Source organism: Aestuariimicrobium sp. T2.26MG-19.2B (genome assembly GCF_950101875.1).
Lineage (GTDB): Bacteria > Actinomycetota > Actinomycetes > Propionibacteriales > Propionibacteriaceae > Aestuariimicrobium > Aestuariimicrobium kwangyangense.
Map to the genome: position 1 here is coordinate 1224460 of NZ_CATNLW010000001.1, position 24459 is coordinate 1248918.

Here is a 24459-nt window from a genome sequence, read left to right on the forward strand (position 1 = left end):
CGACAGGCAAGCGGCTCGGCCCTCGTCACCTTCGGGTGGCGGGGGCCGATCCCTGTGTCGGGCTCCGTACTGATGCCCACGGACCAGACCACTTGCCCCCGAAGCGCACCGTTGCCCCTGAACCGCACCAGTTGCCCCAGAACCGCACCCGTTGCCCTCGTGCGGTGCACCTGCCCCCGTTCGGGGGCAGGGCAAGTGCGCCGTTCGCGGGCAACTGGGACGGAACCAGGGCAACTGGGAAGAAACCCGGGCCCGTGGGGACGAAACGCGGGCACACAGGGACGACGGAACCAGTGGGCGCTCACGCGTCCTTCAGCTCGCGCATCCCCAGCCCCGGCTTGTCGTAGTGGCTGGGGGGATTGGGCGAGAAGCTCCCCAGGGACGATCGGCGGTCGACCTCGTCGAAGGCCTGCTTGGCCTCCGCTGCGAGTTCGCCGGCGTTGCGGTGGGCAACCTCGTCGCGCAGGGCGGCGACGATGCGGGCCTGCACCTCGTCCGGCATGGCAGGGGTGGGTTCGGCGCCCAGCACCTCACCGACCCAGTCAGCGTTCGTGCTCATGATTCTCCTGACGGTTCGCGTCGCCACGTCCGGCCCCCAGCACCGAGGCCTCGGTGACCAGCCGGGGGTCGGACGGAGCAGCGTCTCGCCCTGTTGGACGAGCACCGACCGACGTCTGGTTCCCCGGCTGTCGGCGGCATCAGATCAGCTTCTCGGCGACGAGGTGGTCGAAGTAGCGCTGCGACTTCTGGTCGAGTTCCGCGGTCGGGGCGAACCATCCCACCCATGCGAACAAGGTCGAGTGGCCCCGTTCCAGACGGGAGCAGGGCACCCAGATCGACTTCCCCTGCCGGGTCTGCACCGTGAAGTCGGGTCGTCGTCCGTTGAACTGGTAGCGCACCCCGGCGACGTCCGCGGCGTCGATCTCATGCATCCGTAGGTGGTTGCGTACGGCCAGGGTGCGGCCCTTGGCCTGGACGAAGGCTCGTGCGTCCCACCACACGCTGGCACAGTAGATGCCCCACACGACCACCCCGGCGAAGATCAACCACCAGGTGTCACGTCCGCCGAGGAATCCGAGCACCCCGAAGACGACCACGATCACCAGCGCCCGCAGCATGCGTTCTCGTGGGCTCTTGAGCGGGGGCAGCGGTTCGGCCTCGAGCAGGTCGGTGCGGGTCACCAGGATCGGACGACTCGCCAGTCCTGCAGCATCCGCCTCGGAGGGCATCTTCGGGCCGCGGTCGGATCGGGCGTCCCGGTCGGGGATCGGGCCGGAACCGGGTGCAGGATCGTGGTCAGGGCGGGTCATCTCAGCCATCCTCGCGCAGGTGCGCCAACAGGGGAGCCAGTCTGGCTCGTCCCCTCGAACAACGACTCTTGACGGTGCCTGGCGCGCAACCGAGCATGGCGGCTGCCTCGTCCACCGAGTAGCCCTGCATGTCGACCAGGACCAGCGCCGCCCGTTGGTCGGCATTGATCGAAGCCAGGGCTCGGGCCACGTCGGCCGCGGTCTCCTTGTCACTGAACTCGTCCTGCAGGTCGCCGGCCACGGCCAGGGTGGGATCGTGGTCGGGGTTGTCCGGCATCGGTTGGGTGGCGCGCACCTTGTTGCGGCGCATGCGGTCGAGGCAGGCATTCACCACGATCCGGTGCAGCCAGGTCGTGACCGCAGCCTGTCCGCGGAACGAGTCGGCTCGTCGGAAGGCCGAGATCATCGCTTCCTGCAGGGCGTCGGCAGCCTCGTCCGGGTTGCGCATGGTGCGCAGCGCGACCGCCCAGAGGCGGTCACGGTGTCGGGTGAACAGCACCTCGAAGGCGTGCTCGTCACCGGCGACGTGTCGGGCCAACAGGTCGGCGTCGGTGATCTCGGCCAGTTCGTGCAGCAGCGAGATCACGTGGTCACCTGGAGTTCCGAGATGCCTGCCCGGTAGCGCCCCGCGTCCACCTTGGGCAGGGAGGTCAGGTAGACGAGCACGAAGCGGGTGGTCACCGGCTTGCTTGGGCTCAGCGTCACCGAGGTTCCCGCCTCACCGTTGACGGCCACCTGCCGCCACTTCTTCACGCTCGACATGTCGGGTTCGGTGACCGAGGCCGCATTGCCCTGCGGCACCATGACGGCGATGGCCGTGGGGCTGCCCTGCAGGGTGACCCGGACGCTGCCGACGGTGACCGACTGTCCCAGGTCGACCACGAGACCGACCCCGGGCTTGAGCCCGCCCAGCTTCGGGTTCCCGCGATAGGTGAGGGTGGTCCACGCAGTCGTCGGCTTGCCGTCCCAAGCCAAGGCCACCTGGTTGGGGTTCTCCTCGTCGTTGCCGCCGTCGGTGGTCGGGTCGAAGTCGTCCACCTTGGAGATCGGCAGTGTCCTGGCGGCCGAGGGCGAAGGCGTGGTGACCGGCCCTGCACCCGGCTTGCCCGTCCGGTGGAGCGCAACGGCGACCAGTCCCACGACGACGCTGACCAGCACCAGCACCAGCAGTACTCGCAGCCATGGACGCGAGGTCGACGGACGAGTCCGTGGGTGGTCCGGCCCGTGGACGCCGTCATGGGCGGGGAGCAGACGCGTGGACGGACCGGCCTCCAACTCGTCGGGCGTGTCCGCGGACCTCGGGGTCGGTGCGGCCCCGACCGCGGCGACCGGCACCCGCCCGGTGCCGGTGAGGTCGCTGAGGGTGTCATCGATGCCGGAGCGCGCCTGCGGGTGGCGTACCCGGTGCTCCAGGTCGGCGGAGGCCTCAGCGGTTCCGAGAACCCGGGAGAGTGCCTGGTCGACCTGGGCCGCGGAACGCAGCGGAGCGCCGCCGAGCCTGGGTCGCTCGTGCAGGATCTGGTCGCAGACCTGGTCGAGGGCCGGCGAGACGCCGGCGCGCACCTGTCGGGGGGTGAGCCATCCCTTCGCATCGAAGGGGGCCGCGCGCAGGCCCCACCACGTGCGGTCGGACTCGTCCATGGTGGGCCAGCGGGTCACGAGGCAGGCGTACAGCAACTGCCCCAGAGCCCTGACATCGGCCTCCTCGCGGTCCGACCATGCGGCGGTCGGATGGCCGTCCGGGGCGAGGGCAGCATCGATCAGGAATCCGACGATCTTGACGCTGCCGGTTGCCGTGACCAGCACGGTGTCGGGGGTGAGCATGCCGTGGAACAGACCGGCCGCGTGCATGGGGGTCAGGGCATCGGCGAGTTCGCGGACGACCCACGCGGCCTCCAGCACGCTCAGTGGTCCCTGAGCCAGCAGCCGTTCGAGGGATTCCCCCGGCACGTACTCGCAGATGATGTAGGTGCCGTCCTGGGCATCGTCCGAGACGGCGTCGAGCACGCGCAGGAATCGCGAATCAGTGGCGATCGCCGACCGGCGGGCCGCCTCGAGCACGGCATGGCGGCGCGGATCGGTGGCCGCGATGGCGTGCACCAGCACCGCCCGGGACAGTTTCGTGTCGAAGGCGCGCCAAGTCAGGGTCTGGTGGCGCTGGGTCAGCTCCTCCTCGAGCCGGTACCGGTCGGCGATCATCTGGTTCACGCGCACGCTGGGCAGTCCCACGGGCAGGTCATGATCGGTGGGTTCGTCCGAGGGGTCAGGCTGCGCGAGTGACCCGGTGGTGGCCGCAGTGCCGCTGAACACGCTCGCGTCCTGGCCCGGACGCGACTGGCCCGGATGCCCCTGACCAGAGTGGGAGGGAAAGGCATGGAAGACCTCGGTCGCCTCATCGTCCGACGACTCCGGCTGCGGGGGAACCGTACCCTCATCCGGCGCGCGCCCCTCCCGGGGCGGGCGATGGGTGAACTCTGGGAAGGCCTCGGGCGGGTCGGACCACGAGTCCCACTGCGGTGGCACGTAGCCCTGCTGGTCGGTGCGGTCCGCGCTCGCCCAGGAGTCACCGGAGCCGTCCCCGCTCCGCCCGGGGGCGTTGTCAGGTGGGGTCATGGGTGCGTCCTCGGGTTGCCGGTGGTCGTCCCCAGTATGGCTGGGCGGCGGTCTGTTTGGGTGGTCACGGGTGCGGGCGTGTTCCCAGGTCAGGGGGGGTCACGAACCCCTCGCCGCTACCCGACGGTGCGCCGGCCACGGCGGGGAGGGAGGCTCGTCCGCGCTCGCCACGCACCTGACGGATGCGCAGCGCGGTCGCGGCCAACACCACCAGTCCCGAGCTGACCATCAGGATCCAGCCGATCCGGCCCAGGGAGTTGGCGGTCAGGATGAATCGGTGCTCGACGCCCACCGGCACCCCGGTCGAGGTCTCGAGCCGCGCGCGGACCGTGAGGGCGCCGTTGGTGTGGGCCTCGACGGTGAAGGTGAAGGCGTGCGAACCGTGGGGAGGAACCGTCACCACGTCGGTGGGAGGCAGCGAGATGCGCTGTGGGTTCTCGGAGATGAAGACCACGCGCACCGCCACCGGCTGGTCGGTGTTGTTGGTGACCGTGATCGGCAACCGGGTGGTGGCCTCGGAGACGACGAACTTCTCGGCGCTGACGATGCGCACGTTCTGGCTGTCGATGCTGGGAATGAGTCCGCGCACGGCGCTGAGGTAGGCCACCCGTGACTCGGCGGTGAACCTGGAGGCGGCCGCTCGCGAGGTGGCGGCCGCTGCCTGCCGCTTGCCCGTGGCCAGATCACCACGCAGGTCGCCGGCGTCGGTGAGCCGTTGTGCGGTGGTGTCGAGCTGCGCCCACCAGTCGGCGGAGACGACATTGCCCTTGACCGCATTCGGCCACACGACCCGACCGGAGCTCGCCTCCAGGGCAGTCAGGGGTACCAGCGTCGAGAGCGGACGAATGGCGCGATCGACGGCGGGCAGTACCTGGTCGGAGAGGGTGACGATCTGGGGTGAGGGATCGAGCAGCAGCTCACTCAGGGCCCGGCCCACCCGCTGCGGATCGGTGGAGCTGGGCGCTGGCCCGGGTCCGCCCAACCCCAGCCGGGTGTCGGTGCGCACCACCATCAGGTCGCCCACCTGCTGGCGTTCCGGCCCCGGATTGTTCCGGAGCACCAGCAACGTGGGATGCAGGGGCGCGATGAACGACACGATGGACGAGTCGACGCTGCGGTCAGGGACGACGGCGACCGGCAACCCACTGAGGGGATGGTTCGCGGGCAGGGCTGCCGCCGCCCGGCTGACCACCTCGGGTTGGTCGAACTGGTGCGCGAGGGCGAGGTCGGGATTGCCGAAGGGCAGGCGGTAGACCGTGTTGACCGACTGCAACGCCCCGAACCCGAGCAGGAAGTCACTGGCCTGTTGTGCCCCCTCGGTGGTCACCTGCCCACTGGAGAGGCGGTAACCGCCCTCCGAGGTCATCGCCGTCAACTCGTCGTACAGCGAGGGGTCGATCAGCACGGTGGCGCCCGGTTGCGCCGCCTCGGCCAACAGTCGACCCAACCGGCCGCCCAGTTCGCCGGCGAGGTGGGTGTCGGTGAAGGTCCCGTCGGGCAACATCGACGGGGCCGAGGTCAACACCACGATGGACGCGCGGTCGACGGAGGTGGGCGCCGACATGGGCATGAAGACGCGCGCCCTGCCCACGGTGTGGTTGGTGCCTCCGGCGGGCGTACCGCGCACGTGGACCCCCACCAGGCGCACGCCACCGCTGGGATCGTCCGCGCTCACTGATCCCAGGTCGAGTTGGTCGACCCGGGCGCTGACGGTGAAGGTCGCCTTCGCGCCGGGGCCGAAGCTCGGCTCGTTCTCGGTGGTGATGTTGAACAGGTTGAGGTCGGGTTCGGTGCCGTCGACGCCCATCCGCTCACCGAAGGGGACGTCCCAGGGGCTGGCGGCGGCCTGCTGCAGTTCGGCGGTGGTGGAGATGGGGTCGCGGGAGCGCCAGAACGAGACCTGCACCCCCTTCATCGCGACCTTGGAGGTGTTCACGACCTCGCCGGAGATCATGATCCGGGCCGCAGGATCCTTCGGCACCACCTGCGGGGAGACCGAGGTCAACGTGATGGCCACCTCGATCGGGTCGTCCGCATGGGCCGGCGGGGAGCCTGCGAGGGTGGCGAGGACCACCAGCAGCAGCCCCACAGCAGCGCTCACCCAGCGTCGGGCACTGCCGTCGGCGCTGGAGGGGCGGGTCACCCGCTCATCGTAGTTGCCGCGGTCGGTCAGGATTCCTGCTGCTCCCACCAGCGGCGCAGTTCCTCGGTCGCGCGCTCCTCGCCGAGGGGACCGTTCTCGATCCGCAGGTCGAGCAGGTGCTGGTAGGCCCGCCCGACCTGTGGGCCCGGAGCGAGGTCGAGCAACGCCATGATCTGGGTGCCGTCGAGGTCGGGGCGCATCGCATTCAGCTCCTCGCGGGCGAACAGGTCGTCGATGCGGGCCTCAAGGTCGTCGTACGCACGGCGCAACCGGGTCGCCTTGCGCTGGTTCCGGGTGGTGCAGTCGGCCCGGGTGAGGATGTGCAGGTGTTCGAGCTGGTCGCCGGCATCGCGCACGTAGCGCCGGACCGCGGAGTCGGTCCAGCCGGCGTTCTCGCCGGTCAGGCCATCGGAGTAACCGTGGAAGCGCAGGTGCAACTCCACCAGTTTGGAGACCGCCTTGACCTCCTCGGACGAGAATCGCAGCGCCTTCAGCCGCTTGCGGACCAGCTTCGCCCCGACCACGTCATGGTGGTGGAACGAGACGCGGCCGTCGTCCTCGAACCGCCGGGTGGACGGCTTGCCCACGTCGTGCAGCAGGGCCGCCAGGCGGTTGACCAGGTCGGGACGGTGGCCGCGGGCCTGCTCGAGCTCGATGGCCTGTTGCAGCACGATCAGGGAGTGCTGGTAGACGTCCTTGTGGCGGTGGTGCTCATCCACCTCCAGACGCAGCGCCGGCAGTTCCGGCAGCACGTGGTCGGCGATGCCCGTGGTGCAGAGCAGGTCGAGACCGCGGGCGGGCTGGGCGGTGAGCAGCAGCCGAGACAGTTCGTCCCGCACACGTTCGGCCGAGATGATCTCGATGCGGTCCGCCATGCTGGTCATGGCTGCGATCACCGGACCTGCTGGCTGGAAGTCCAGCTGGCTGGCGAACCGCGCGGCGCGCATCATGCGCAGCGGGTCGTCCGAGAACGACCGCTCCGGGGCGAACGGCGTCATCAGGCGGCGCGCCGCCAGGTCTGCCAGTCCCCCGTGCGGGTCGACGAAGGTGGGGTGGTCATCCGAGACCGCGATGGCCATGGCATTGACCGTGAAATCGCGCCTGACCAGGTCGTCGTCGATCGAGTCGCCGAAGTTGACCTCCGGTTTGCGCGAGTCCGAGCGGTAGGCGTCGGCTCGGAAGGTGGTCACCTCGATGAGCCAGTGTCGGTCCGCACCGGCCTCGGCCTCGTGGGGCTGGTCGGCAGGGTCTGCGGTGGCGGGGGCCGCCGGGTCGCTGACCCTGGCGGTGATGGTGCCGAACTCGCGTCCGACGTCCCACACGTGGTCAGCAACCTGCTTGAGCAGCTTCTCGGTCTGCCCCGGACGCGCCGAGGTGGTGAAGTCGAGGTCGTTGACCAGGTGCCCGAGCAGCACGTCGCGCACCGAACCCCCGACCAGGTACAGCTCGTGGCCCGCGGCGGCGAACAGGTCACCCAGCCGCCTGATCACCGGTGTGGACGAGATCAGGTCGTCGATGGCGGCTTGCTGGGCGGGAGCGAGGGACACGAGGGGCAAGTCTAGTTCGACCGTCCCGGCGGCGCTGAATCACCCCGTGGCGGGTGGAACCGGGAGAATGACCTCATGAGAGTCGTGGTCGCCATGGACAAGTTCAAGGGCTCGCTGACGGCGGTCGAGGCGAATGCCCGGGTGGCCCGGGGTGCCCGGTCGGTGCTGCCGGGTGCCGACGTGGTGACCCTCCCCGTGGCCGACGGGGGTGACGGCACCCTCGACGCCGCCCGGGCGGCCGGCTTCGAGTGGCATCCCGTGACCTGCACCGGTCCCACGGGCGAGCCGGTCGAGTCCGGTTTCGCCCTGCGTGACGGGGTGGCGGTCGCCGAACTGGCCGACGCGTGCGGTCTCCTGCGCCTGCCCCCGGGCCCCGACGGGCGAACGGTTCTCGCCGCTGGACGCTCCTCGACCCGCGGGCTCGGCGAGGTGATGGCCGCCGCCCTCGACGCGCACTGCAGCCAGCTCGTGGTCGGGCTGGGTGGATCGGCCTCCACCGATGGTGGGGCGGGCTTGTTGCAGGCGCTGGGAGTCGACCTCCTCGACGAGGATGGCAGGCAGGTGCCTCCTGGCCTGGACGGATTGGCCCGACTCGCCAGCGTCGACACGACCGGGCTCCACCCGCGCCTCGGGCAGGTCGAGGTGGTGGTGGCCAGCGACGTGGACAACCCCCTGCTGGGCCCCTCGGGGGCGGCGCACGTGTTCGGCCCGCAGAAGGGGCTGACCACCGAGGACGTCGACCGCGCTGACCAGGAGCTCGCGCGGCTGGCCGACCTGCTGGAGGGTGCGCAGGGGCGAGGCGCACGTGAGCGTGCGGGGGCTGGCGCGGCCGGCGGTGCGGGGTGGGCCCTGCTCGTGCTCGGTGGGCGGATGCGTCGGGGGGTCGACGTGGTGCTCGACTGGTCGGGTGCCGACGCGGCCGTGGAGGGCGCCGACCTGGTGCTGACCGGTGAGGGGTCGCTCGACGATCAGTCCTTGGCAGGCAAGGCGCCGGTGGGCGTGGCCGACCTCGCCGCCCGACACCGCGTACCCGTGGGAGTGCTCAGTGGACGCCGATCGCTGAGCGACAGCCAACTGCGCGCAGCCGGATTCGCGCGCGCCGTGGCCCTCACCGATCTCGAACCCTCGCTCGAGCGTTGCCTCACCGAGGCCGGACCGCTGCTCGAGCTGGCGGCCGCCACCATCGTCCGCGACCTCGGGTTGGCCCCCGGCTGACCACCGTCTGGGTGTGGACTGCCCCGGCCCGGCGTCAGTCGGTGTGGCCCGGGAGGTCGACTCGTCCGACCTCGAGCCCGCGCAACTTCTCGAGCTCGATCAGGTCGTGCAGGTCGACCGGACGCGGCGGGTAGCCCTTCCGCAGACTGACCAGATGTTCCCGGTTGCCCACCACGACCGGCCTGCCGGCGATGGTGCCGGTCGTGCGCTGGTCCGCCCGGTGGTGGAAGTACCGGTCGAGCTCGCCCGACTGGTATCCGTTGCCGTCGTCGTCCAGCACCATCGGGTGCAGGTCGACGCGGTTGATGCGGTCCTCGGTCACCTGCACGAACCAGGTGGCCACCGGCATGAAGTCCTGTTCCTCGACGTAACCGCGGGCCAGCAGCCAGTCGGCCACCTGCTCGAAGGCGAGGCCGTCGACGAACACGTCGACATCGGAGTGCTCCCGCGTCTGGCGCCCGACCAGGGCGTCGACGCCCCAGCCACCGTTGACCTGGTAGGTCACCCCGGACGACTCCAGGTGGTCGACGATGGCTGCCACCTCCTCGGCCGAGATGCCCTGGGAGCGCTCGGTGACCTCGTCCGAGCCGGTCAGGTCGCTGTCGTCGGCGTCTGCACTGTGATTCACGGCGCCATCCTGTCAGGTCCGGTTCGTTCCCTGCTCGACCCAACGCCGCTCGACCCGAAAGCTCAGTGGCGTGGCCACGCGAGTCCGGGGCCACGGATCCCCGCCTCGTCGAGCGCCCGCTTCGACCGCTCACGCAGTTCTCGCTGCACCCCCCACTGCTCGTTGGGCAGACACTTCGCGGCGACCCTGATCGTCATGGTCTCGCCCTGGATCGACTCCACGCCCAGCACCGTGGGCTTCTCGAGCAGGTGCTTCGACCAGGTCTCGTCGGCGTCGAACTCGTCGACGACCGACTGGACGATCGCGATCACCGCCTCCGCCTGGGCGGTGTAGTGCACCGCGACGTCGACCAGCGCGTTGGAGTAGCCCTGGGAGGTGTTGCCCACGGTGACGATCTCGCCGTTGCGCACGTACCAGACCTGCCCGTTGCCGTCACGGACGCGGGTGACCCGCAGCGTCACCTCCTCGACGGTGCCGGTGACGGCGCCGAGAGTGACCACGTCACCGACGCCGAACTGGTCCTCGGCGATCAGGAAGATGCCGGTCAGGTAGTCCTTGACGAGTGACTGGGCCCCGAACGCCAGTGCCACTCCTCCGACACCGGCCGAGGTGAGCAGTGGCCCCATCGGCACCCCGAAGATGCTCATCAGGGTGAGGGCGGCGATGGTGACGACCACGACCGTGATGGTCGAGCTCAGCATCGACCCGAGCGTGCGGGTGCGGGCGAGTTGGCGGGCGCTCGTCCACGCAGCCGGAACGATGGTGCGGCGGGTCGTCTGTGCCTCGAGCCTCGCCTGGGTGCGCTGCACCATGCCGTCGATCGACTTGCGGACGGCCAGCACCGCCAGGCCACGGACCAGTGCGGCGGCCAGCAGCACCACCGCCGCCTGGATCAGCTTGCCGGTCGAGACCTGCCACCATGTTTCGAGCACCACGTGCCTCATTCAACCGCATCGCATCAAGGACGCGGCGTCGGTCAGCCCTTGACCCCGCCTGCCGCGATCCCCTCGATGAAGTGACGCTGGGCGAAGGCGAAGATCACCAACATCGGCAGGGTGACCAGCAATGAGGCGACCATCACGTACTGGTAGTCGCCGTGACCGCCGGCGGTGGGGGAGTACATCGTCATGGCGTAGCTGATGCCCAGCGGCACGGTGTACGAGGACGGGTCTCCGAAGTTGAGGTAGATCAGGGGGCCCTGGAAGTTGTTCCAGGAGGCCTGGAACTCGAAGAGCCACACGATGATGGCCGAAGGTTTGGCCAGCGGCAGTGCGATGCGCCAGAACAGGCCGAAGTAGGAACAACCGTCGACCCGGGCCGCCTCGAACAGGTCTCGTGAGACTCCGAGGAAGAACTGCCTCATCAAGAAGATGTAGAACGCCGAGCCGAACAGAGTGCCTCCCCACAGGGGGACGTTCGTGCCCAACCAGCCCAGCCACTTCCAGATCAGGTAGTTGGGGATCAGGGTGACGGCGCCGGGCAGCATCATGGTCGCCAGCAGCAGACCGAACAGCACCTTGCGTCCCGGGAACCGGAAGTAGGCGAAGCCGAAGGCCACCGCAGAACTGGAGAGCGTCACCAAGGTGGCGGCGAGCACGGCGATGAGCACGGAGTTGAACACCCAGGCCAACAGCGGAAGCTGGTGGAAGACCTCCACGTAGTTGCCGAAGACCCAGGTACGAGGAGGGATCCGGTTGTCGAACACCTGACCTCGCGGCTTCAGCGACGCAGACAACAGCCAGGCGAACGGGTAGAGGAACATCGCGGCGAAGGCCAGCAGCAGGACGAGGCGGACGACCCCCGCGGAGCGGCGTCCCAGAGCCGACGAAGGGCTCAGCCCCGGCCCACTCATCGATTGCCTCCCTCGTAGTGGACGAAGCGATTCCCCAGCTTCAGCTGCACCGCGGTGATCACCATGATGATGGCGAACAGCAGCCACGACATGGCGGCCGCCAGTCCGAAATTGAACTGCTGGAAGGCCTGTTGGTAGAGGTAGACGCCGTAGAACAGCGCGGCGTCGGGGGCGGCCGCGTTCCCGTCCCGGTAGAACAGCAGGTATGCCTGGTCGAACACCTGCAACGCCCCGATCGTGTTGGTGATGACGAGGAAGAAGAGGGTGGGGCTGATCATCGGCACCGTGATCCTGAGGAACTGGGCCAGCCCGTTCGCGCCGTCGACCTGGGCCGATTCGTACAGTTCCCGGGGCACGTTCTGCAGGGCCGCGAGCAGGATGACCGTCGTGCCCCCGACGGCCCACAGCGTCATGATGACGATCGACACCTTCACCCAGTGCGGGTCGACCAGCCACGTCGGCCCGTCGACGCCGAACCAGCCGAGGAAGCGGTTGATGGCCCCGTACTGGCCGTTGAGCAGCAGCAGGAACACCGCCGCCGTCGCAACCGGCGGCGTCATCTTCGGCAGGTAGTAGATGACCCGGAAGGGACCGGTGAACCGACGCTGATGACTCAGGAGCATGGCCAACAGCAGCGCGAAGCAGATGTCGACGGGTACCGCCATCAGGGCGTAGGTGAAGGTGTTGCCCAGGGCCGTCGCCACCCGCGGGTTGCTGAACAACTGGCGGTAGTTGTCGAGTCCTGCCGACGTGCCCGTGGCGGTGGCCAGGTCGTAGTGCTGGAAGCTGAGCCTGAGGCTCCAGCCCATCGACAGGACGGTGAACACGGCCAGGCCGATCAGCCAGGGCAGGATGAACAGGTAGCCGGCCACAGCCTCACGCCACTGGTACTTCTCCCGCCGTCGTCGCTTGGCGGTGGTGCTCACTTGCCCTTGCCTGCTGCGGACTGGGCCCACGCCTCCATCGCCGTCGACTGGGCCTGCTTGAGTGCTGCCGACGGCGAGGCCGAACCTGTGAGGGCGCTCTGGACGGCATTGCTCAGCGCATTGGACGCCTGCTGCCCCACCGGCGAGGAGCCCGTCGAGACGGTGTTCTCGAGCGCCGCGTAGGTGGTCTCGATGGTCTGGTCGAAGCCGGCGTTGCCCGTGGGCTTCACGTAGGCGGAGCGGATCTGCTGGTCAGCCACGGGGGAACCGGTGAACAGGCCCGTGAACAGCCCCTTCTTCTCCTTCACCGTCTGCAGCCTCGCCTGCGCGGCTGCGTCCCACGCCTTGGTCGAGGTGGCATTGACCGCCCAGGCGCAGGCGGCCGAGGGATTCTTCGCCTTGCTAGGGATGGCGAAGGCCGACCCGCCAGCGAATCCCAGCGGCTTGCCCTGGTTGTCCTTGATCACCTGTCCCGAGATCTTCACCTTGTCCTTGGTGTTGGTGAGCACGTTCACGTACCACTGGGCCCACACCTGGGCCCCGACCTGGTTAGCGACGTAGGCGTTGTTGTCCCCGAAGACGTCCTGGGCATCCTTGAAGGACTTGATGGTGGCGTAGCCGCCCTGGGCGTCTGAGAGCTGCTTCATGAAGGTCAGCGCCTTCTCGTTCTCGGGAGTGTCGAGGGTGGGCTTGCCGTCCTTGTCGTACATCCCCCCGCCGAAGACCTTGAGCCACAGGGCGGCGCTGCCGGGGATGTCACCCTCGAACCCCTCCGTGGTCAGCTTGTTGCCCTGCTTCTTGGTCATGGTGGCCGCGGCCTTCACCAGTCCCTCCGGGTCAGAGGTGTCCAGGTCGCTGACCTTGAGGCCGTGTTGGCCGAGGACCGTGTCGTTGCCGATGATGATGCTGGCCTGGAAGAACTGCGGGATGCCGTAGACCTTGCCCTGGTAGGTGAGGTCGTTGATCGCGGCGGGGTAGTACTGCTCGGTCGGCTTCACGCCCCACACGGAGTAGCACTGGTCGAGCGGCATCACCAGCTTCTTGTCGGCCAAGGTGGCGATGATCGCACGATCGGCCTGGATCAGATCCGGCACGTTGCCCGACGCGACCTGGGCGGTGAACTTCTGCGGATCGAAGTTCGTGGTGTCCTGACTGACCTTGACACCGGCGGACTGGGAGGCGGCGTAGTCGCTGCGCGACTTGCCCACCTCATCGGACGGGTTGAAGCCGCTGATCCGCAAACTGCCGTTCGGCTGCTTGGTGAAGGGCCCGGTGCTCGAGCCGCTCGCTGCGGTGCTGGACCCCGTGGATCCGGCTTCCGGTCGGCTGGCCGCCGGGTTGCAGGCGGCGAGGACCACGCTCAACCCGATGGCCCCGGCCACCCCCATGACGGCGAGGCGCCCTGCACCCACGCGGTCCCCTCCTCGGACCGGGGTGCTCGAACCTCGCCGATCGACCTGTCTGATTCCGGACATGGAATTCCTCCTTGCAGGTGGCAACATGGCGCAGCGCTCTGACGCCCCGAGGGTCGGTCAGCAGTGACCGATCCGTGGGAGTGACTTGTTCGGAAGCTACGCCTCGATGGCGGCGCGATGAATCATCCAAAAGGGTGAAGTGGCAGGCCCCCATCCACCCTTTTGGACTCAAAATCGGTGAACGCGCCCATTGGCCGCATTTGTGCCTACCGTGGAGAGACAGCTGTTCACGCTGTGATTCCGGGTCATCCGACTCCGGATCGATGACCGCGAGCAACGAGGAGCTGCACCATGACACACACCCCACGAGACAACGATCCCGCCTACACCCAGTGGGCACCTGAGGAGCCATTCCCGACCGCCGACAGCGACTTCGTCCAGACCGAAGCCAGCCGCGGCGATGGTGGAGGGTGGCCGACAACGGCCACCGGAGCTCCCGCAGGCAGTTCGCAGGATCGGACCACTGATGATCGTTCGACGACGCAGGTCGGCAAGGAGGAGGCCACTCGCGTCAAGGACGCGGCCGTCGATGCCGGCAGCCAGGTGGTCGACACCGCCCGCTCGGAAGCCGCCCACGTCGCAGCAGAAGCCAGGGACCACGCCAAGAACCTGCTCGACTCCCTGACCCAGCAGCTCAGCGAGCAGGCGGGCACCCAACAGCAGAGCCTCGCCTCCGGGCTCCGCTCGCTGACCCGGGAGATGCACGGGATGGCGTCAGGGTCGACCGAGAGCGGGCCGCTCACCAGCCTCGCCCGCCAAGCTGCCCACGAGGGGAGCAGGGCGGCCGAGTGGCTCGAGACGCGCGAACCGGCCGACGTGCTGGCAGAGGTGACCTCTTTCGCCCGACGCAAGCCCGTCACCTTCCTGGCCCTGTGCGGTCTCGCGGGGGTGGTTGCCGGCCGGCTGACCCGAGGTGCGGTCGCGGCCAACACCAGCCTTGATTCCGGTGATGGCGCGCGCGCCGTCGAGGCGCGCAGGTCGGAGTACCCGGCAGTCAGGGAGTCGGCTCCCTTCGCTCCCGAACCGGTGGGAGGGGCTGGATTCCTGACCACCGACCAGCCGGTCGGGCCGGGAGGGGGGCTGCGATGAGCGAGGAGTTCAATCCGTCGGGCGGCTCGGTGACCGACGCGGTGCGCGAGGGTTACCAGGGCCGCAGGCCCGCGCTCGAGACCGACGACGGCCGCAGCCTCGGGGAGGTGCTCGGCGACGTCGCGAGCAATCTGTCCACGCTGATGCGTCAGGAAGTGGCCTTGGCCAAGGCGGAGGTTCGCCAGTCCGGAACCCAAGCAGGAAAGGGCATCGGCCTCTTCGCCGGCGCAGGCATCGGCGGCCTGATGTTCCTCGGGTTCGTCTCGACCAGTGCATGGTGGGGACTGGGCCAGTTCATGGGCAAGGAATGGTCAGCATTGATCGTTGCGATCGTGTGGGCCATTGTCGCCGGAGTTTTGTTCCTGAAGGGCAAACACGAATTCGCACGCATTCGGGGACTGGAACAGACCACCGAAACATTGAGCAAGGTACCGGGCGCCATCAAGGGCCAAGGACAGGAGATGTGATGACCATCAACAATGATCCAGACCAGATTCGATCCGACATCGACCAGACCCGCTCGGAGTTGAGCCACAACGTCGACGCGCTGGTCGACACCGCCGACCCCCGAAACGTGGCCCACCGGCAGGTGGAACGGGTGAAGGGGGCGGTCAGCGGCGCTCGCGACGCCATCATGGGATCTCCCGACGACCCCCATGACGGTGGTCGGGTCGGTGACCTCAAGGAGGGCGCGTCCGAGACCCTCTCCGACATGGGCGACCGCGTCTCACATGCGCCTTCCGTCGTGAAGCGCAAGGCACGCGGCAATCCGCTGGCGGCAGGTCTGGTCGCCTTTGGGGTGGGTCTGCTCGTGTCGTCCCTCGTGCCTGCGTCCGAGAAGGAGCAGCGGGCGGTGTCCCACCTGCAGGATGAGGTCGAGCCGCTCAAGGAGAAGGCGGTGCAGGCCGCCAAGGATGTGGCCCAGAACCTCAAGGCACCCGCTCAGGAGGCAGTCGACTCCGTGAAGGCGAGTGCCGGTGACGCCGCCAACCGCGTCAAGGACGAGGGTCAGGCCGCCAAGGAGCAGGTGCAGGGACAGGCCCAGGAGTCAGCCGCCACCGTTCGCGAGGTCCAGGGGAGCTGAGCGCACGACGACGGGCCGGGGCGCGGCCCCGGCCCGTCGAGCGCTGTTGGACGGCGGTTTCCCGGGGGTCACCGCACGAGGCGCGGCACCAGGTCCTGGATGTCTCCGCGGAGCACGTCGTGCGCGAGGTCGTCGTGTTCGGTCTCCGCATTGTTCACGATCACTACCCGCGCCCCGTTCCCGATGGCGAAGGGCACCAGCGCAGCTGCCGGGTTGACGGCGAGTGTCGAGCCGATCGCAACCAGCAGGTCGCATCGCTCCACGGCGTCGACGCACGCCTGCAGCACGTGCGGATCGAGCATCTCACCGAAGAGCACCACCGTGGCCCGAAGGATGCCGTCACAGGTCCCCCGTCCCTCGGGCTGCTGACAATGGGGGTCCGCCTCGCCTGCGCCCACGCGGGCCAGCACCTGTGCCATGGGCTGCCGGTGTCCGCACCGCTCACACCTGCAGGTCCGCGCCGAACCGTGGATCTCGTGCACCACCGCCGGGCTGTGACCGGCGTCGAGGTGGAGACCGTCGGTGTTCTGCGTCACGACCCCTGACAAACGGCCCTGGTGCTCGAGGGCCACCAGGGCACGGTGGGCGTCGGTTGGCTGGTGGTGGTCCGTCGCCTGGGCCAAGCGGCGCTGCCAAGCGGTCCGCCGGACATCCTCGTCCTCGAGGTAGTACGAGAGTGTCGAGACGAGTTCGGCGTCGGGGTCCTGGGTCCACAGGCCCTGGGGGCCGCGGAAGTCGGGGATCCCAGCCGCTGTCGAGATGCCGGCGCCGGTCAGCACCACGATGCGTGAGGCGGCGTCCAGTCGTTCGCGTGCCTCGTCCACGGATGCCAGATGCATGGGTCCTCCATCGAGGGTCGGACGGTCAGGGGGCCAGGTAGGCCTTGATCAGGGGGAGCGCACTCTTCGAACCCGACTCCCCGTCGGCCACCATGACCGCGATCGCCAGGTCCTTGGAGTTGTAGGCGATCATCCAGGCGTGTGTCCTGGGGGGTTTGGCGGAGCCGTACTCCGCCGTGCCCGACTTGGCACCCAGCATCAGGCCCTGCAGGCCGTGCGCGGTGCCACTCGACACGACAGCTTGCATCATCTGGCGCAGTTGGGCGGCCTCGCCACTGGTGAGCGGAGGAGCGGCGGGGCGCGGCTTGCTGGTCGCCACCAGCCACGGGATCGTGGTCCGTCCGGCCGAGACCGAGGCTGCCAACCCCGCCATGGCCATCGGTGAGGCCTCGACCTGTCCCTGGCCGATCATGTCGGCCGCCTTGGTGGTCAGGTTCGGTGCCTGTGGCACCGACCCGAAGAAGGACGAGAAGCCTGCGTCGTAGTCCTTCCCGAGCCCGAGACTCGAGGCGGCCTGGGCCAGGTCGCCGGGCCCGAGCTTGGTGTAGGCACGGATCATGGCGGTGTTGCACGACAGGGCCAGGGCGTCCTGCAGGCTCATGGTGCCCACCCTGGAGGCGGGGAAGTCGGAGTAGTTCTTGAAGACGCGACCGTTGACCGTGACGGTCGGGGAGCAGTTCACCGGAGTGCCCGCGCTGTACCCCTTGCGCAGCAGGGCCAGGGCGGTCACCACCTTGAACGTGGAGCCGGGGGCATAGCGGCCGAAGGTCGCATCCGGGTTCTCCCCGGCAGCAGGGGAGTTGGCAGCGGCGATGATCTCGCCGGTCGATGGCTTGATGACCACCATCGAGGCGATCGGCGCCACTGTGGCGAGCACCTCCTCTGCCTTCATCTGCCTATCGATGTCGAGGGAGACCTGCAGGGGTTTGCCTTCCACCTGCGCCTGGGTGAACAAGTCGGTCTCGACGTCCGGTGTGTCACTCGGGGCCGGGGTGGACAGCCCCTTGCGGGGCACCAACGAGATGACGTGCCCCACCGACCCGCGCAACTGCTTGTCATAACGGCGCTGCAGGCCGCTCTGCCCGACCAGGTCGCCGACCTGCAGCAATCCCTTGCTCGCCTTGATCTGCTCAGGGGTGGCCTCGCCGACCACACCCAGGATGGACCTGGCGAACGTACGGCTGGGCCCGACCACCCCGGTCGTCGCCACGGTCGCGGCTCCCGGGATGGCGGTCATCCCGGCCGGGATGTCGGTCTGACGCAGGGTTGCGACCGCGACGAAGGCCTTGGCGCCGGCAGCCTTCACGCGGGCGGCGAACTCGCCTGGATTGGCATTGACGAGGGTCGCCAGCGCCTTGGCCGAGGAGTCCCACTGCGACGCCGGCAGGTTCTGCTTGTCGATGCCGACCCGGAAGAGTTGGCGTTCCTCCATCAGGGTCTGGTTGCCTGCGCCGACGATGGCTGCGCGCCCCGGCACGGTGCGCGTGTGCCTCAGGCGGTTCCGCTCGTCCAGGTCACTGTGGATGATGCTCGGGTCCCACTGGACGAACCAGCGGCCCTCGCTGAGGTTCAGCCGCGCCGTGGTCGTGAACTGCCAACTCGAGGTCTCGAACGCGTAACTCTGCTTCAGGTCGACCTGGGCGACCCCACCCGGCAGGTAGCGCACCGGGGTGGTGGTGATCGAGGGAGTCAGCCCGTCCATGCCCGACATGATCGTCGCGTAGTCATCGCGCGCACCCTTGGCAGAGGCGGCGTCTCCGATGATCGGCACCTTGTCGAGATTCCCCGCCACCAGCCCCTGCACCAGCGCCGTCACCGTCTGATCGGCGACCGGGCCCTGGTAGGGAGTCGCCTGTGCCGCGGTGGGACTGGGGTTCGGTTTGACGGACGGCACTGTGCTGCACCCAGCCAGGCTGACTGTCACGGCGAGCAGACAGACGACAGCCGGTCGAAGGGCTGCGCCGAGCGCTCGGGGGGTGTCGGGCATCGCTGGCATCCTCTCGTTGCGGTCGACAATAGCCGCCCCCTCCGACAACTCTCCCCGGCCCCTGTGGCCATCGATTTCCGCTCAGGGGGACCGGAGCCGCCCCAGTCACGCCGGTTCGGGTCGCCATGCCTAGTGAGCACGAAAACAGGCACTGGTGTGATGGCCCCAACAGGAGCAAGATGTACCCCGTGGGGCGGGTACTGGTGGTGGGGGACACGATGGCAAATCGTCGCGCCCTCGTGAGCAGCCTGCGCTCCCACGGGCACCAGGCGCACGGGCTGGCAGATGGCAGCCCCTTGTTGCCGGCCCTCCAAGCCCTTCGTCCCGAGGTGCTCGTCGTCGAAGGCGCGCTGCCCGAGGCGGACGTCGCCGCACTCAAGGCTGCGCGCGGCGAGACCGCTGTCAGGGTGTTGGTCGTGGGCAAGACGTCCGGCCGCTCCCGGGCCACCAGGGTGCCAGCAGACCTTCACCTGCCTCGTTCGCTCGAGGCCGCGGCGATGGTGGAGCGAGTCGCCCAGCTGTTGGACGGGGACTCGGGATCGGCCGTGACGGTCGACGACCTCGTGATCGAACCCGGTGCCCACCGGGTGCTCCGCGACGGTTCCGAGGTGGCCCTCACCGAGACGGAGCGCAAACTCTTGTGGCGGTTGGCACGCACCCCGGGGCTGACGGTGTCCAAGGGGGAGTTGATGTCTGCCGTCTGGGGATACGAGGGGTACGGGCAGAACCTCGTCGAGGTGCATCTGTCGTCGCTGCGCCGTCGCCTCGAGGCGCACGGTCCGCGAGTCATCTTCACCCAGCGCGGGCTGGGCTATCGGCTCGGCGCCTGACCCCTGCGAAATGCCAGCTCCGGCGGCCCCGGCGCGCCCCGAAACGGTCACATCACGGCTGGATCACGGAGATTCAAGCGAATGTGACCAATTCCACAACCACATCCCCCCTTGTGAGACTTCTTTCATCTTCTTTCAGAGAGTCGGGTGGTGGGACTGGGTTCGCGAACGGGGCAAGTGTCACCTAACATGGTTGTCGAACCCGGATCACAGCGCGCGCATCCCCCCATTTTGCGCATCCCCCCAAATGCTCGTGGTCCGGGTTCCCACATGCCCGGGTACTGATGTCCGCCGGTGACCCGCCCGATGGGTTCCGCGAGCACCGTGAGGGGCTGACAGCGGCTCGCGCGCCGAGTGTCGACTGGTGACCGCTGGCAACCCGGGGAACCGGTTGATGCCTGCCATCGCGACCACTTTCCGCTACGCGGACATGTTTCCGATCGGCGGGGACACGACCCCTTGTCGGCCGCGCACCACCAATGGCGTGGAGGCCATTCAGGGCCCGGCGGGAGCCCCTTCCTTCGCATCGCTCCGGAGGCGTTGACGACGCTCGCCCAGACGGCGATGCACGACATCGCGCACTGCCTTCGTCTGCACCTGCGCGTCGTCCGATCGCAGGCTTCGAAGGCCGCCCACGGCTGACACACAGCCCGCGCACAGCCAACGGGCGTCAACTCGAGTCATGTCAGTCACCGTTCGTCCTTCCTCACAGCAGGCGTCCCCGCGTCAGGGTCGGGTGCCCGCCGCTCCCCGCCCCTCCTGGGGGCGGTCAGACGGGGCCAGCCTCCCCGGTGCCCGCCGACGCAGCTGGCTGCGTCGGGCCAGGGCCGATCTGGTCACCGTCACCGGGTGGGTGCTGATCGCCGCGTCCGTGGCTGTCTTCCTGGCCGGACGATCGGACTACGGGTTCGGCAGCATCGCCAAGGCGCTCACCAGTCTGGGCGCCATCGCAGGTCTGGTCGCCATGACCCTGATGGTGCTGATGTTGCTGCTGGCCGCGCGGATCCCGTTCGTCGACCGAGCGATCGGTCACGACGGGGCGCTCGAGCTGCACAAGCGGCTCGGGCCCAGTACCTTCATCACCCTCGGCCTGCACATCTTCTTCCTCACCGCCGCCTGGTCGGTGACGGCCGGCAGTTGGTCGGGTGGGATCTCCGACCTGTGGAGCACCCCCGACGTCGTGCTGGCCATCGTCGGCACGGGCGTCGCCGCCCTGGTGGGACTCACGTCCATCCCGGCCGCCCGGCGCCTCATCCCCCGCGAGGTGTGGCACGTCGTCCACGTCACCAGCTACGCCGCGATCGGGCTGGCCATCCCCCACCAGTTCACGACGGGCGGGCTGTTGTCCGGTGGTGTCGTCCGCGACTACTGGGTGCTGCTGCTGAGTGCCACCGCGGCGGCGCTGGTGGCCTTCCGGGTGGTCCGTCCGTTGGTCGGCTCACTGGAGCACGGACTGCGCGTCGCCTCGGTTCGCCCCGTCAGCCGCGACTCCGTCTGCATCACCATGACCGGCCGCAACCTTGACCACCTGGGGGCGCGCCCGGGCCAGTTCCTCAGCTGGCGCTTCTGGGCACCGGGGCTGTGGTGGCACGCCCACCCGTTCTCGCTGTCGGCCGCGCCCGACGGACGAAGCCTCAGCATCACCGTTCGTGGACTGGGTACCGGCACCCGCTCCTTGGCTGCGGTTCGCCTGGGTACGAGGGTGAGCGTCGAGGGACCCTTCGGGCTGCTCACGCCGGACGTGCGCACCCGCGTCCCGGTCGTGCTCGCCGGTGCCGGAGTCGGACTGGCCCCACTGAAGTCGTTGCTGGAAGGCATGGAGGTCGAGCCGGGCCGGGCAGTCGTGATCGCCCGTGGCTCTCGCCAGGACGACCTGGTCCACCTCGCCGAGTTCCACCGGCTGTGCCGCGCCAAGGGCGCCCAGTTGGTGGTGCTCACGGGATCACGCGGGGCCAGCTGGGCCCCCGCCAGCGCCGGTCCCCTGCACCTGGCCCACGTCGTCGGCTGGATCTCCCAGGCCGACCTCTACATCTGCGGACCCCAGGCCTGGGCCGACGCCCTGACCGAGGAAGCCATGCAGGCAGGCCTCGATGCCGACCACATCCACCACGAAAGGTTCTCCTGGTGAGTACTCGATCAACCATCGCAGCCGTCACGGCCGGGGCGGGGGTTCTCGCGCTCGGCTGGAACATCGGCACCGTCAACTCACAGACCCTGGGTGCCACCCAGCCGTCGACCACCCAGTCGACCACGACCCAGTCCGGCAGCACTGGATCCGGCGCGACGGGGGCGGGTCAGACCGGCAGGTCCGGCTCCACGGGGCAGTCGGGAGACCAGTCGACGACGAGCCAGGCGGCACCGAGTTCCAGCGCCCCGTCCGCGAGCGGTCAGGCGAGCACTCCCTCGTCCGGGCTGAAGGACGGGACCTACACCGGTCAGACGATCAACCACCAGTACGGATCGGTCACCGTCACCGTGACCGTCTCGGGTGGAAAGATCTCGGGCCTGTCCGAACAGGTCTCCTCCGATGGCGACCACCACTCCATCCGCATCGACGAGCAGGCCGTGCCGATGCTCCGCAGCGAGGTGCTGGCGGCGAACTCCGCGGCCGTGAACACGATCTCGGGGGGTACCTACACCTCCGAGGCCTACCTGCAATCCCTGCAGAGCGCCCTGGACCAGGCGAAATGAGGGGGACAGTGACCACCTCCCACGTCACCTCCGACCGGGTCGTCTTCGAGACCATGGGCACCGTCGGATCGCTCGTGGTTCCCGCAGGAGTGCCCGCCGACCTGGGCCTACGGGTGATGTCGGTCTTCTCCGAGATGGACGAACGGTTCAGCCTCTACAAACCCCAGTCAGAAGCGAGTCGGGTGAGCCGACGTGAGCTGGCGTTCGCCGATGCCTCGCCCGCCTACCGGTCGGCCTACTGGGTGGCCCACGACTGGGGAACACTCACCGACGGTGCGTTCCATCCGTACCGCCTCGACGGCACCATCGACCTGCACGGCGTGGTGAAGGCCCTCGCCATCGACGCGGCCGCCGATCTCTTGCAGGGGCTGCCCGACTGGTGCCTCAACGTGGGTGGTGACCTGGTGGCACGCGGCCACGACGCCGACGGACGGCCGTGGGTCGCGGGCATCGTCGACCCCGACGACCAGCACCAGTTGGTCAGCCAGGCCCTGCTGACCGAGGAGTTGCCCGCCGTCGCGACCTCGGGCACGGCGCTACGAGGTGAACACATCTGGCGACTGCCCCAGGAGCACCAGTTCAGGCAGGTCACGGTGCAGGCCCGCGACATCGTCACGGCGGACGTCCTTGCCACCGCGATCATGGCCGGGGGTCGCCAGACCCTGCAGCAGATGCAGACGGAGCACCAGCTCGAGGTGCTGGCGTTCGGTCAGACCGGCGAGGTCTGGGCCACTCCCGCGTTCCGGGCCTGACACGGAAACACCCTGGATCGAAGAACGCCCTCAACCGACGAACACCCTGTGCCGAGGGCACAGGGTGTTCGTGGTGGGGACGAGTTCCCCGGTGCTGAGCTGCGTCAGCGGTCGGACATCGGCACGTAGTTGCGCTCGACCTCGCCGGTGTAGATCTGTCGGGGGCGACCGATCTTGCGTGCCGGGTCGTTGCGCTCCTCGCGCCACTGGGCAATCCATCCGGGCATGCGGCCCATGGCGAACAGCGCGGTGAAGTAGTTCGCGGGGAAGCCCATGGCCTCGTAGATCAGACCGGTGTAGAAGTCGACGTTCGGGTAGAGACGACGTGAGACGAAGTAGTCGTCCTTGAGGGCCGTCTCCTCCAGCTCGAGTGCCATGTCGAGCAGCGCATTCGACTTGCCCGAGACCCGCAGCAGTTCGTCCGCGTGGCCCTTGATGATCTTGGCGCGGGGATCGTAGTTCTTGTAGACGCGGTGACCGAAGCCCATCAGCTTGACGCCCGACTTCTTGTCCTTGACCTGCGAGACGTAGGTCTTGGCGTCGAGTCCCTGGTGCTTCAACTGGGTGAGCATCTCGAGCACCGCCTGGTTGGCACCGCCGTGGAGCGGGCCCGACAGGGCGTTGACGCCAGCCGAGACCGACGCGTAGATCGAGGCATCGGCCGAACCCACCATGCGCACGGTCGAGGTCGAACAGTTCTGTTCGTGGTCGGCGTGCAGGATGAACAGGGTCTCGAACGCGCGGACGACCGCCGGGTCGATCTCGTACTCCTCCTGGGGGGAGCCGAACGACAGGCGAAGGTAGTTCTCGACGTAGTTCAGCTTCGTCTGCGGGTACAGGAAGGGCTCACCCACCGAGCTCTTGTAGGCATAGGCGGCCAACGTCGGGGTGGAACCCATCAGCCGCAGGCTTGCCTGCTCGACCTGCTCGGGGTCGTCCACCGACAGGGTGTCGCGGTTGAAGGAGCCGAGCGCCATCACACCGGCTGCCAGCACCTGCATCGGGTGGGCGCCGCGCGGGAAACAGCGGAACAGTTCGCGCATGCGCTCGTCCAGCAGCATGCGGCGCGAGATCTTGCCCGCGAACGTGTCGAGCTGCTCCTGGGAGGGCAACTCGCCGTAGATCAGCAGGTACGAGACCTCGAGGAAGGTGGACTCCTCGGCCAACTGTTCGATGGGGTAGCCGCGGTACCTCAGGATGCCCTGGTCGCCATCGATGAAGGTGATGGACGAACGGCACGAGGCGGTGTTGACGTATCCGACGTCGAGAGTGGTGTTGCCGGTCGTGGCCAACACCTTTGAGATGTCGTAGCCGTTGTTCCCGGCGGTTGCGTCAATCCCGGCGAGCTCGAGTTCGCCGCCCTCGTACTTCAGGGTTGCAGGTGTTGGCATCGCTTCCATTCCTCCTTGAACCGAAGACCACCGGTCTCCCGACATCATCGAGGCGGGTGACAGCCAGTGGTCCAGTGATTCGACCCT

General features: G+C 68.5%; 22 protein-coding genes. 8 read left to right on the forward strand and 14 right to left on the reverse strand.

Annotated elements, in window-relative coordinates; all coding sequences use genetic code 11:
* Positions 1-301: 301 nt before the first annotated feature.
* The 6 genes from QQZ11_RS05415 to QQZ11_RS05440 form a co-directional block, all read right to left on the reverse strand.
* Complete coding sequence (locus QQZ11_RS05415) at positions 302-559, reverse strand: hypothetical protein (RefSeq protein WP_022908849.1); 258 nt, start codon at positions 557-559, stop codon at positions 302-304.
* A 139-nt stretch (positions 560-698) separates the two neighbouring features.
* Positions 699-1310 (reverse strand): hypothetical protein, encoded by a 612-nt coding sequence (locus QQZ11_RS05420; protein ID WP_284549139.1) that lies wholly within the window; start codon positions 1308-1310, stop codon positions 699-701.
* A 1-nt stretch (position 1311) separates the two neighbouring features.
* Positions 1312-1896 (reverse strand): RNA polymerase sigma factor SigM, encoded by a 585-nt coding sequence (gene sigM, locus QQZ11_RS05425; RefSeq protein ID WP_284549140.1) that lies wholly within the window; start codon positions 1894-1896, stop codon positions 1312-1314.
* Entirely contained in the window at positions 1893-3923 is a 2031-nt protein-coding gene (locus QQZ11_RS05430; protein ID WP_284549142.1) for a protein kinase family protein, read from the reverse strand. The genes sigM and QQZ11_RS05430 overlap by 4 nt, the downstream gene beginning before the upstream one ends.
* Before the next feature lie 64 nt (positions 3924-3987).
* Positions 3988-6114: a DUF6049 family protein gene (locus QQZ11_RS05435; protein ID WP_284549144.1), complete on the reverse strand. Its 2127-nt coding sequence runs from the start codon at positions 6112-6114 to the stop codon at positions 3988-3990.
* Positions 6093-7613 (reverse strand): CCA tRNA nucleotidyltransferase, encoded by a 1521-nt coding sequence (locus QQZ11_RS05440; protein WP_284549146.1) that lies wholly within the window; start codon positions 7611-7613, stop codon positions 6093-6095. The genes QQZ11_RS05435 and QQZ11_RS05440 overlap by 22 nt, the downstream gene beginning before the upstream one ends.
* A 75-nt stretch (positions 7614-7688) precedes the next feature.
* On the opposite strand from QQZ11_RS05440, the gene QQZ11_RS05445 reads away from it, so the two are divergent.
* Positions 7689-8828: a glycerate kinase gene (locus QQZ11_RS05445; protein ID WP_284549149.1), complete on the forward strand. Its 1140-nt coding sequence runs from the start codon at positions 7689-7691 to the stop codon at positions 8826-8828.
* A gap of 34 nt (positions 8829-8862) precedes the next feature.
* On the opposite strand, the gene QQZ11_RS05450 is transcribed toward QQZ11_RS05445, so the two are convergent.
* The 5 genes from QQZ11_RS05450 to QQZ11_RS05470 all read right to left on the reverse strand — a co-directional run bounded on the left by QQZ11_RS05450 (position 8863) and on the right by QQZ11_RS05470 (position 13646).
* Positions 8863-9456, reverse strand: a complete 594-nt coding sequence (locus tag QQZ11_RS05450) for a nucleotidyltransferase domain-containing protein (RefSeq protein ID WP_284549151.1) — start codon at positions 9454-9456, stop codon at positions 8863-8865.
* A gap of 62 nt (positions 9457-9518) precedes the next feature.
* Positions 9519-10391 carry a mechanosensitive ion channel family protein gene (locus QQZ11_RS05455; protein WP_022908841.1) on the reverse strand — a complete coding sequence of 291 codons (873 nt, stop codon included), beginning with the start codon at positions 10389-10391 and terminating at the stop codon, positions 9519-9521.
* Positions 10392-10432: 41 nt separating this feature from the next.
* A complete protein-coding gene (locus QQZ11_RS05460; RefSeq protein ID WP_284549154.1) occupies positions 10433-11308 on the reverse strand; it encodes a carbohydrate ABC transporter permease in 876 nt (291 codons plus the stop codon).
* On the reverse strand, positions 11305-12234 hold the full coding sequence (locus tag QQZ11_RS05465) for a carbohydrate ABC transporter permease (protein ID WP_284549155.1): 930 nt from the start codon (positions 12232-12234) through the stop codon (positions 11305-11307). Before QQZ11_RS05465 ends, QQZ11_RS05460 begins: the two co-directional genes overlap by 4 nt.
* A complete protein-coding gene (locus tag QQZ11_RS05470; RefSeq protein ID WP_284549156.1) occupies positions 12231-13646 on the reverse strand; it encodes a hypothetical protein in 1416 nt (471 codons plus the stop codon). The genes QQZ11_RS05465 and QQZ11_RS05470 overlap by 4 nt, the downstream gene beginning before the upstream one ends.
* Positions 13647-14000: 354 nt before the next feature.
* Between QQZ11_RS05470 and QQZ11_RS05475 the strand changes: the two genes are divergently transcribed.
* The 3 genes from QQZ11_RS05475 to QQZ11_RS05485 are packed head-to-tail and all read left to right on the forward strand — an operon-like array spanning position 14001 to position 15882.
* Positions 14001-14798 carry a hypothetical protein gene (locus QQZ11_RS05475; protein ID WP_284549157.1) on the forward strand — a complete coding sequence of 266 codons (798 nt, stop codon included), beginning with the start codon at positions 14001-14003 and terminating at the stop codon, positions 14796-14798.
* Positions 14795-15265 carry a phage holin family protein gene (locus QQZ11_RS05480; protein WP_022908836.1) on the forward strand — a complete coding sequence of 157 codons (471 nt, stop codon included), beginning with the start codon at positions 14795-14797 and terminating at the stop codon, positions 15263-15265. Before QQZ11_RS05475 ends, QQZ11_RS05480 begins: the two co-directional genes overlap by 4 nt.
* Entirely contained in the window at positions 15265-15882 is a 618-nt protein-coding gene (locus QQZ11_RS05485) for a DUF3618 domain-containing protein (RefSeq protein ID WP_022908835.1), read from the forward strand. Before QQZ11_RS05480 ends, QQZ11_RS05485 begins: the two co-directional genes overlap by 1 nt.
* A 68-nt stretch (positions 15883-15950) precedes the next feature.
* On the opposite strand, the gene QQZ11_RS05490 is transcribed toward QQZ11_RS05485, so the two are convergent.
* A complete protein-coding gene (locus QQZ11_RS05490; RefSeq protein ID WP_284549159.1) occupies positions 15951-16721 on the reverse strand; it encodes an SIR2 family NAD-dependent protein deacylase in 771 nt (256 codons plus the stop codon).
* Positions 16722-16746: 25 nt separating this feature from the next.
* Positions 16747-18708, reverse strand: a complete 1962-nt coding sequence (locus QQZ11_RS05495; protein WP_284549160.1) for a penicillin-binding transpeptidase domain-containing protein — start codon at positions 18706-18708, stop codon at positions 16747-16749.
* A 218-nt stretch (positions 18709-18926) separates the two neighbouring features.
* On the opposite strand from QQZ11_RS05495, the gene QQZ11_RS05500 reads away from it, so the two are divergent.
* The 4 genes from QQZ11_RS05500 to QQZ11_RS05515 all read left to right on the forward strand — a co-directional run bounded on the left by QQZ11_RS05500 (position 18927) and on the right by QQZ11_RS05515 (position 22981).
* Complete coding sequence (locus QQZ11_RS05500; RefSeq protein ID WP_169512667.1) at positions 18927-19538, forward strand: winged helix-turn-helix transcriptional regulator; 612 nt, start codon at positions 18927-18929, stop codon at positions 19536-19538.
* 682 nt (positions 19539-20220) lie between these two features.
* The gene (locus QQZ11_RS05505) at positions 20221-21666 is read left to right on the forward strand and encodes a ferredoxin reductase family protein (protein WP_284549161.1); all 1446 of its coding nucleotides are present in this window, start codon (positions 20221-20223) and stop codon (positions 21664-21666) included.
* Complete coding sequence (locus QQZ11_RS05510; RefSeq protein WP_284549162.1) at positions 21663-22229, forward strand: FMN-binding protein; 567 nt, start codon at positions 21663-21665, stop codon at positions 22227-22229. Before QQZ11_RS05505 ends, QQZ11_RS05510 begins: the two co-directional genes overlap by 4 nt.
* Positions 22230-22237: 8 nt before the next feature.
* Positions 22238-22981 carry an FAD:protein FMN transferase gene (locus QQZ11_RS05515; protein ID WP_284549164.1) on the forward strand — a complete coding sequence of 248 codons (744 nt, stop codon included), beginning with the start codon at positions 22238-22240 and terminating at the stop codon, positions 22979-22981.
* Positions 22982-23085: 104 nt separating this feature from the next.
* On the opposite strand, the gene QQZ11_RS05520 is transcribed toward QQZ11_RS05515, so the two are convergent.
* Positions 23086-24372: a citrate synthase gene (locus tag QQZ11_RS05520; protein ID WP_026377582.1), complete on the reverse strand. Its 1287-nt coding sequence runs from the start codon at positions 24370-24372 to the stop codon at positions 23086-23088.
* Between the last annotated feature and the right edge of the window lie 87 nt (positions 24373-24459).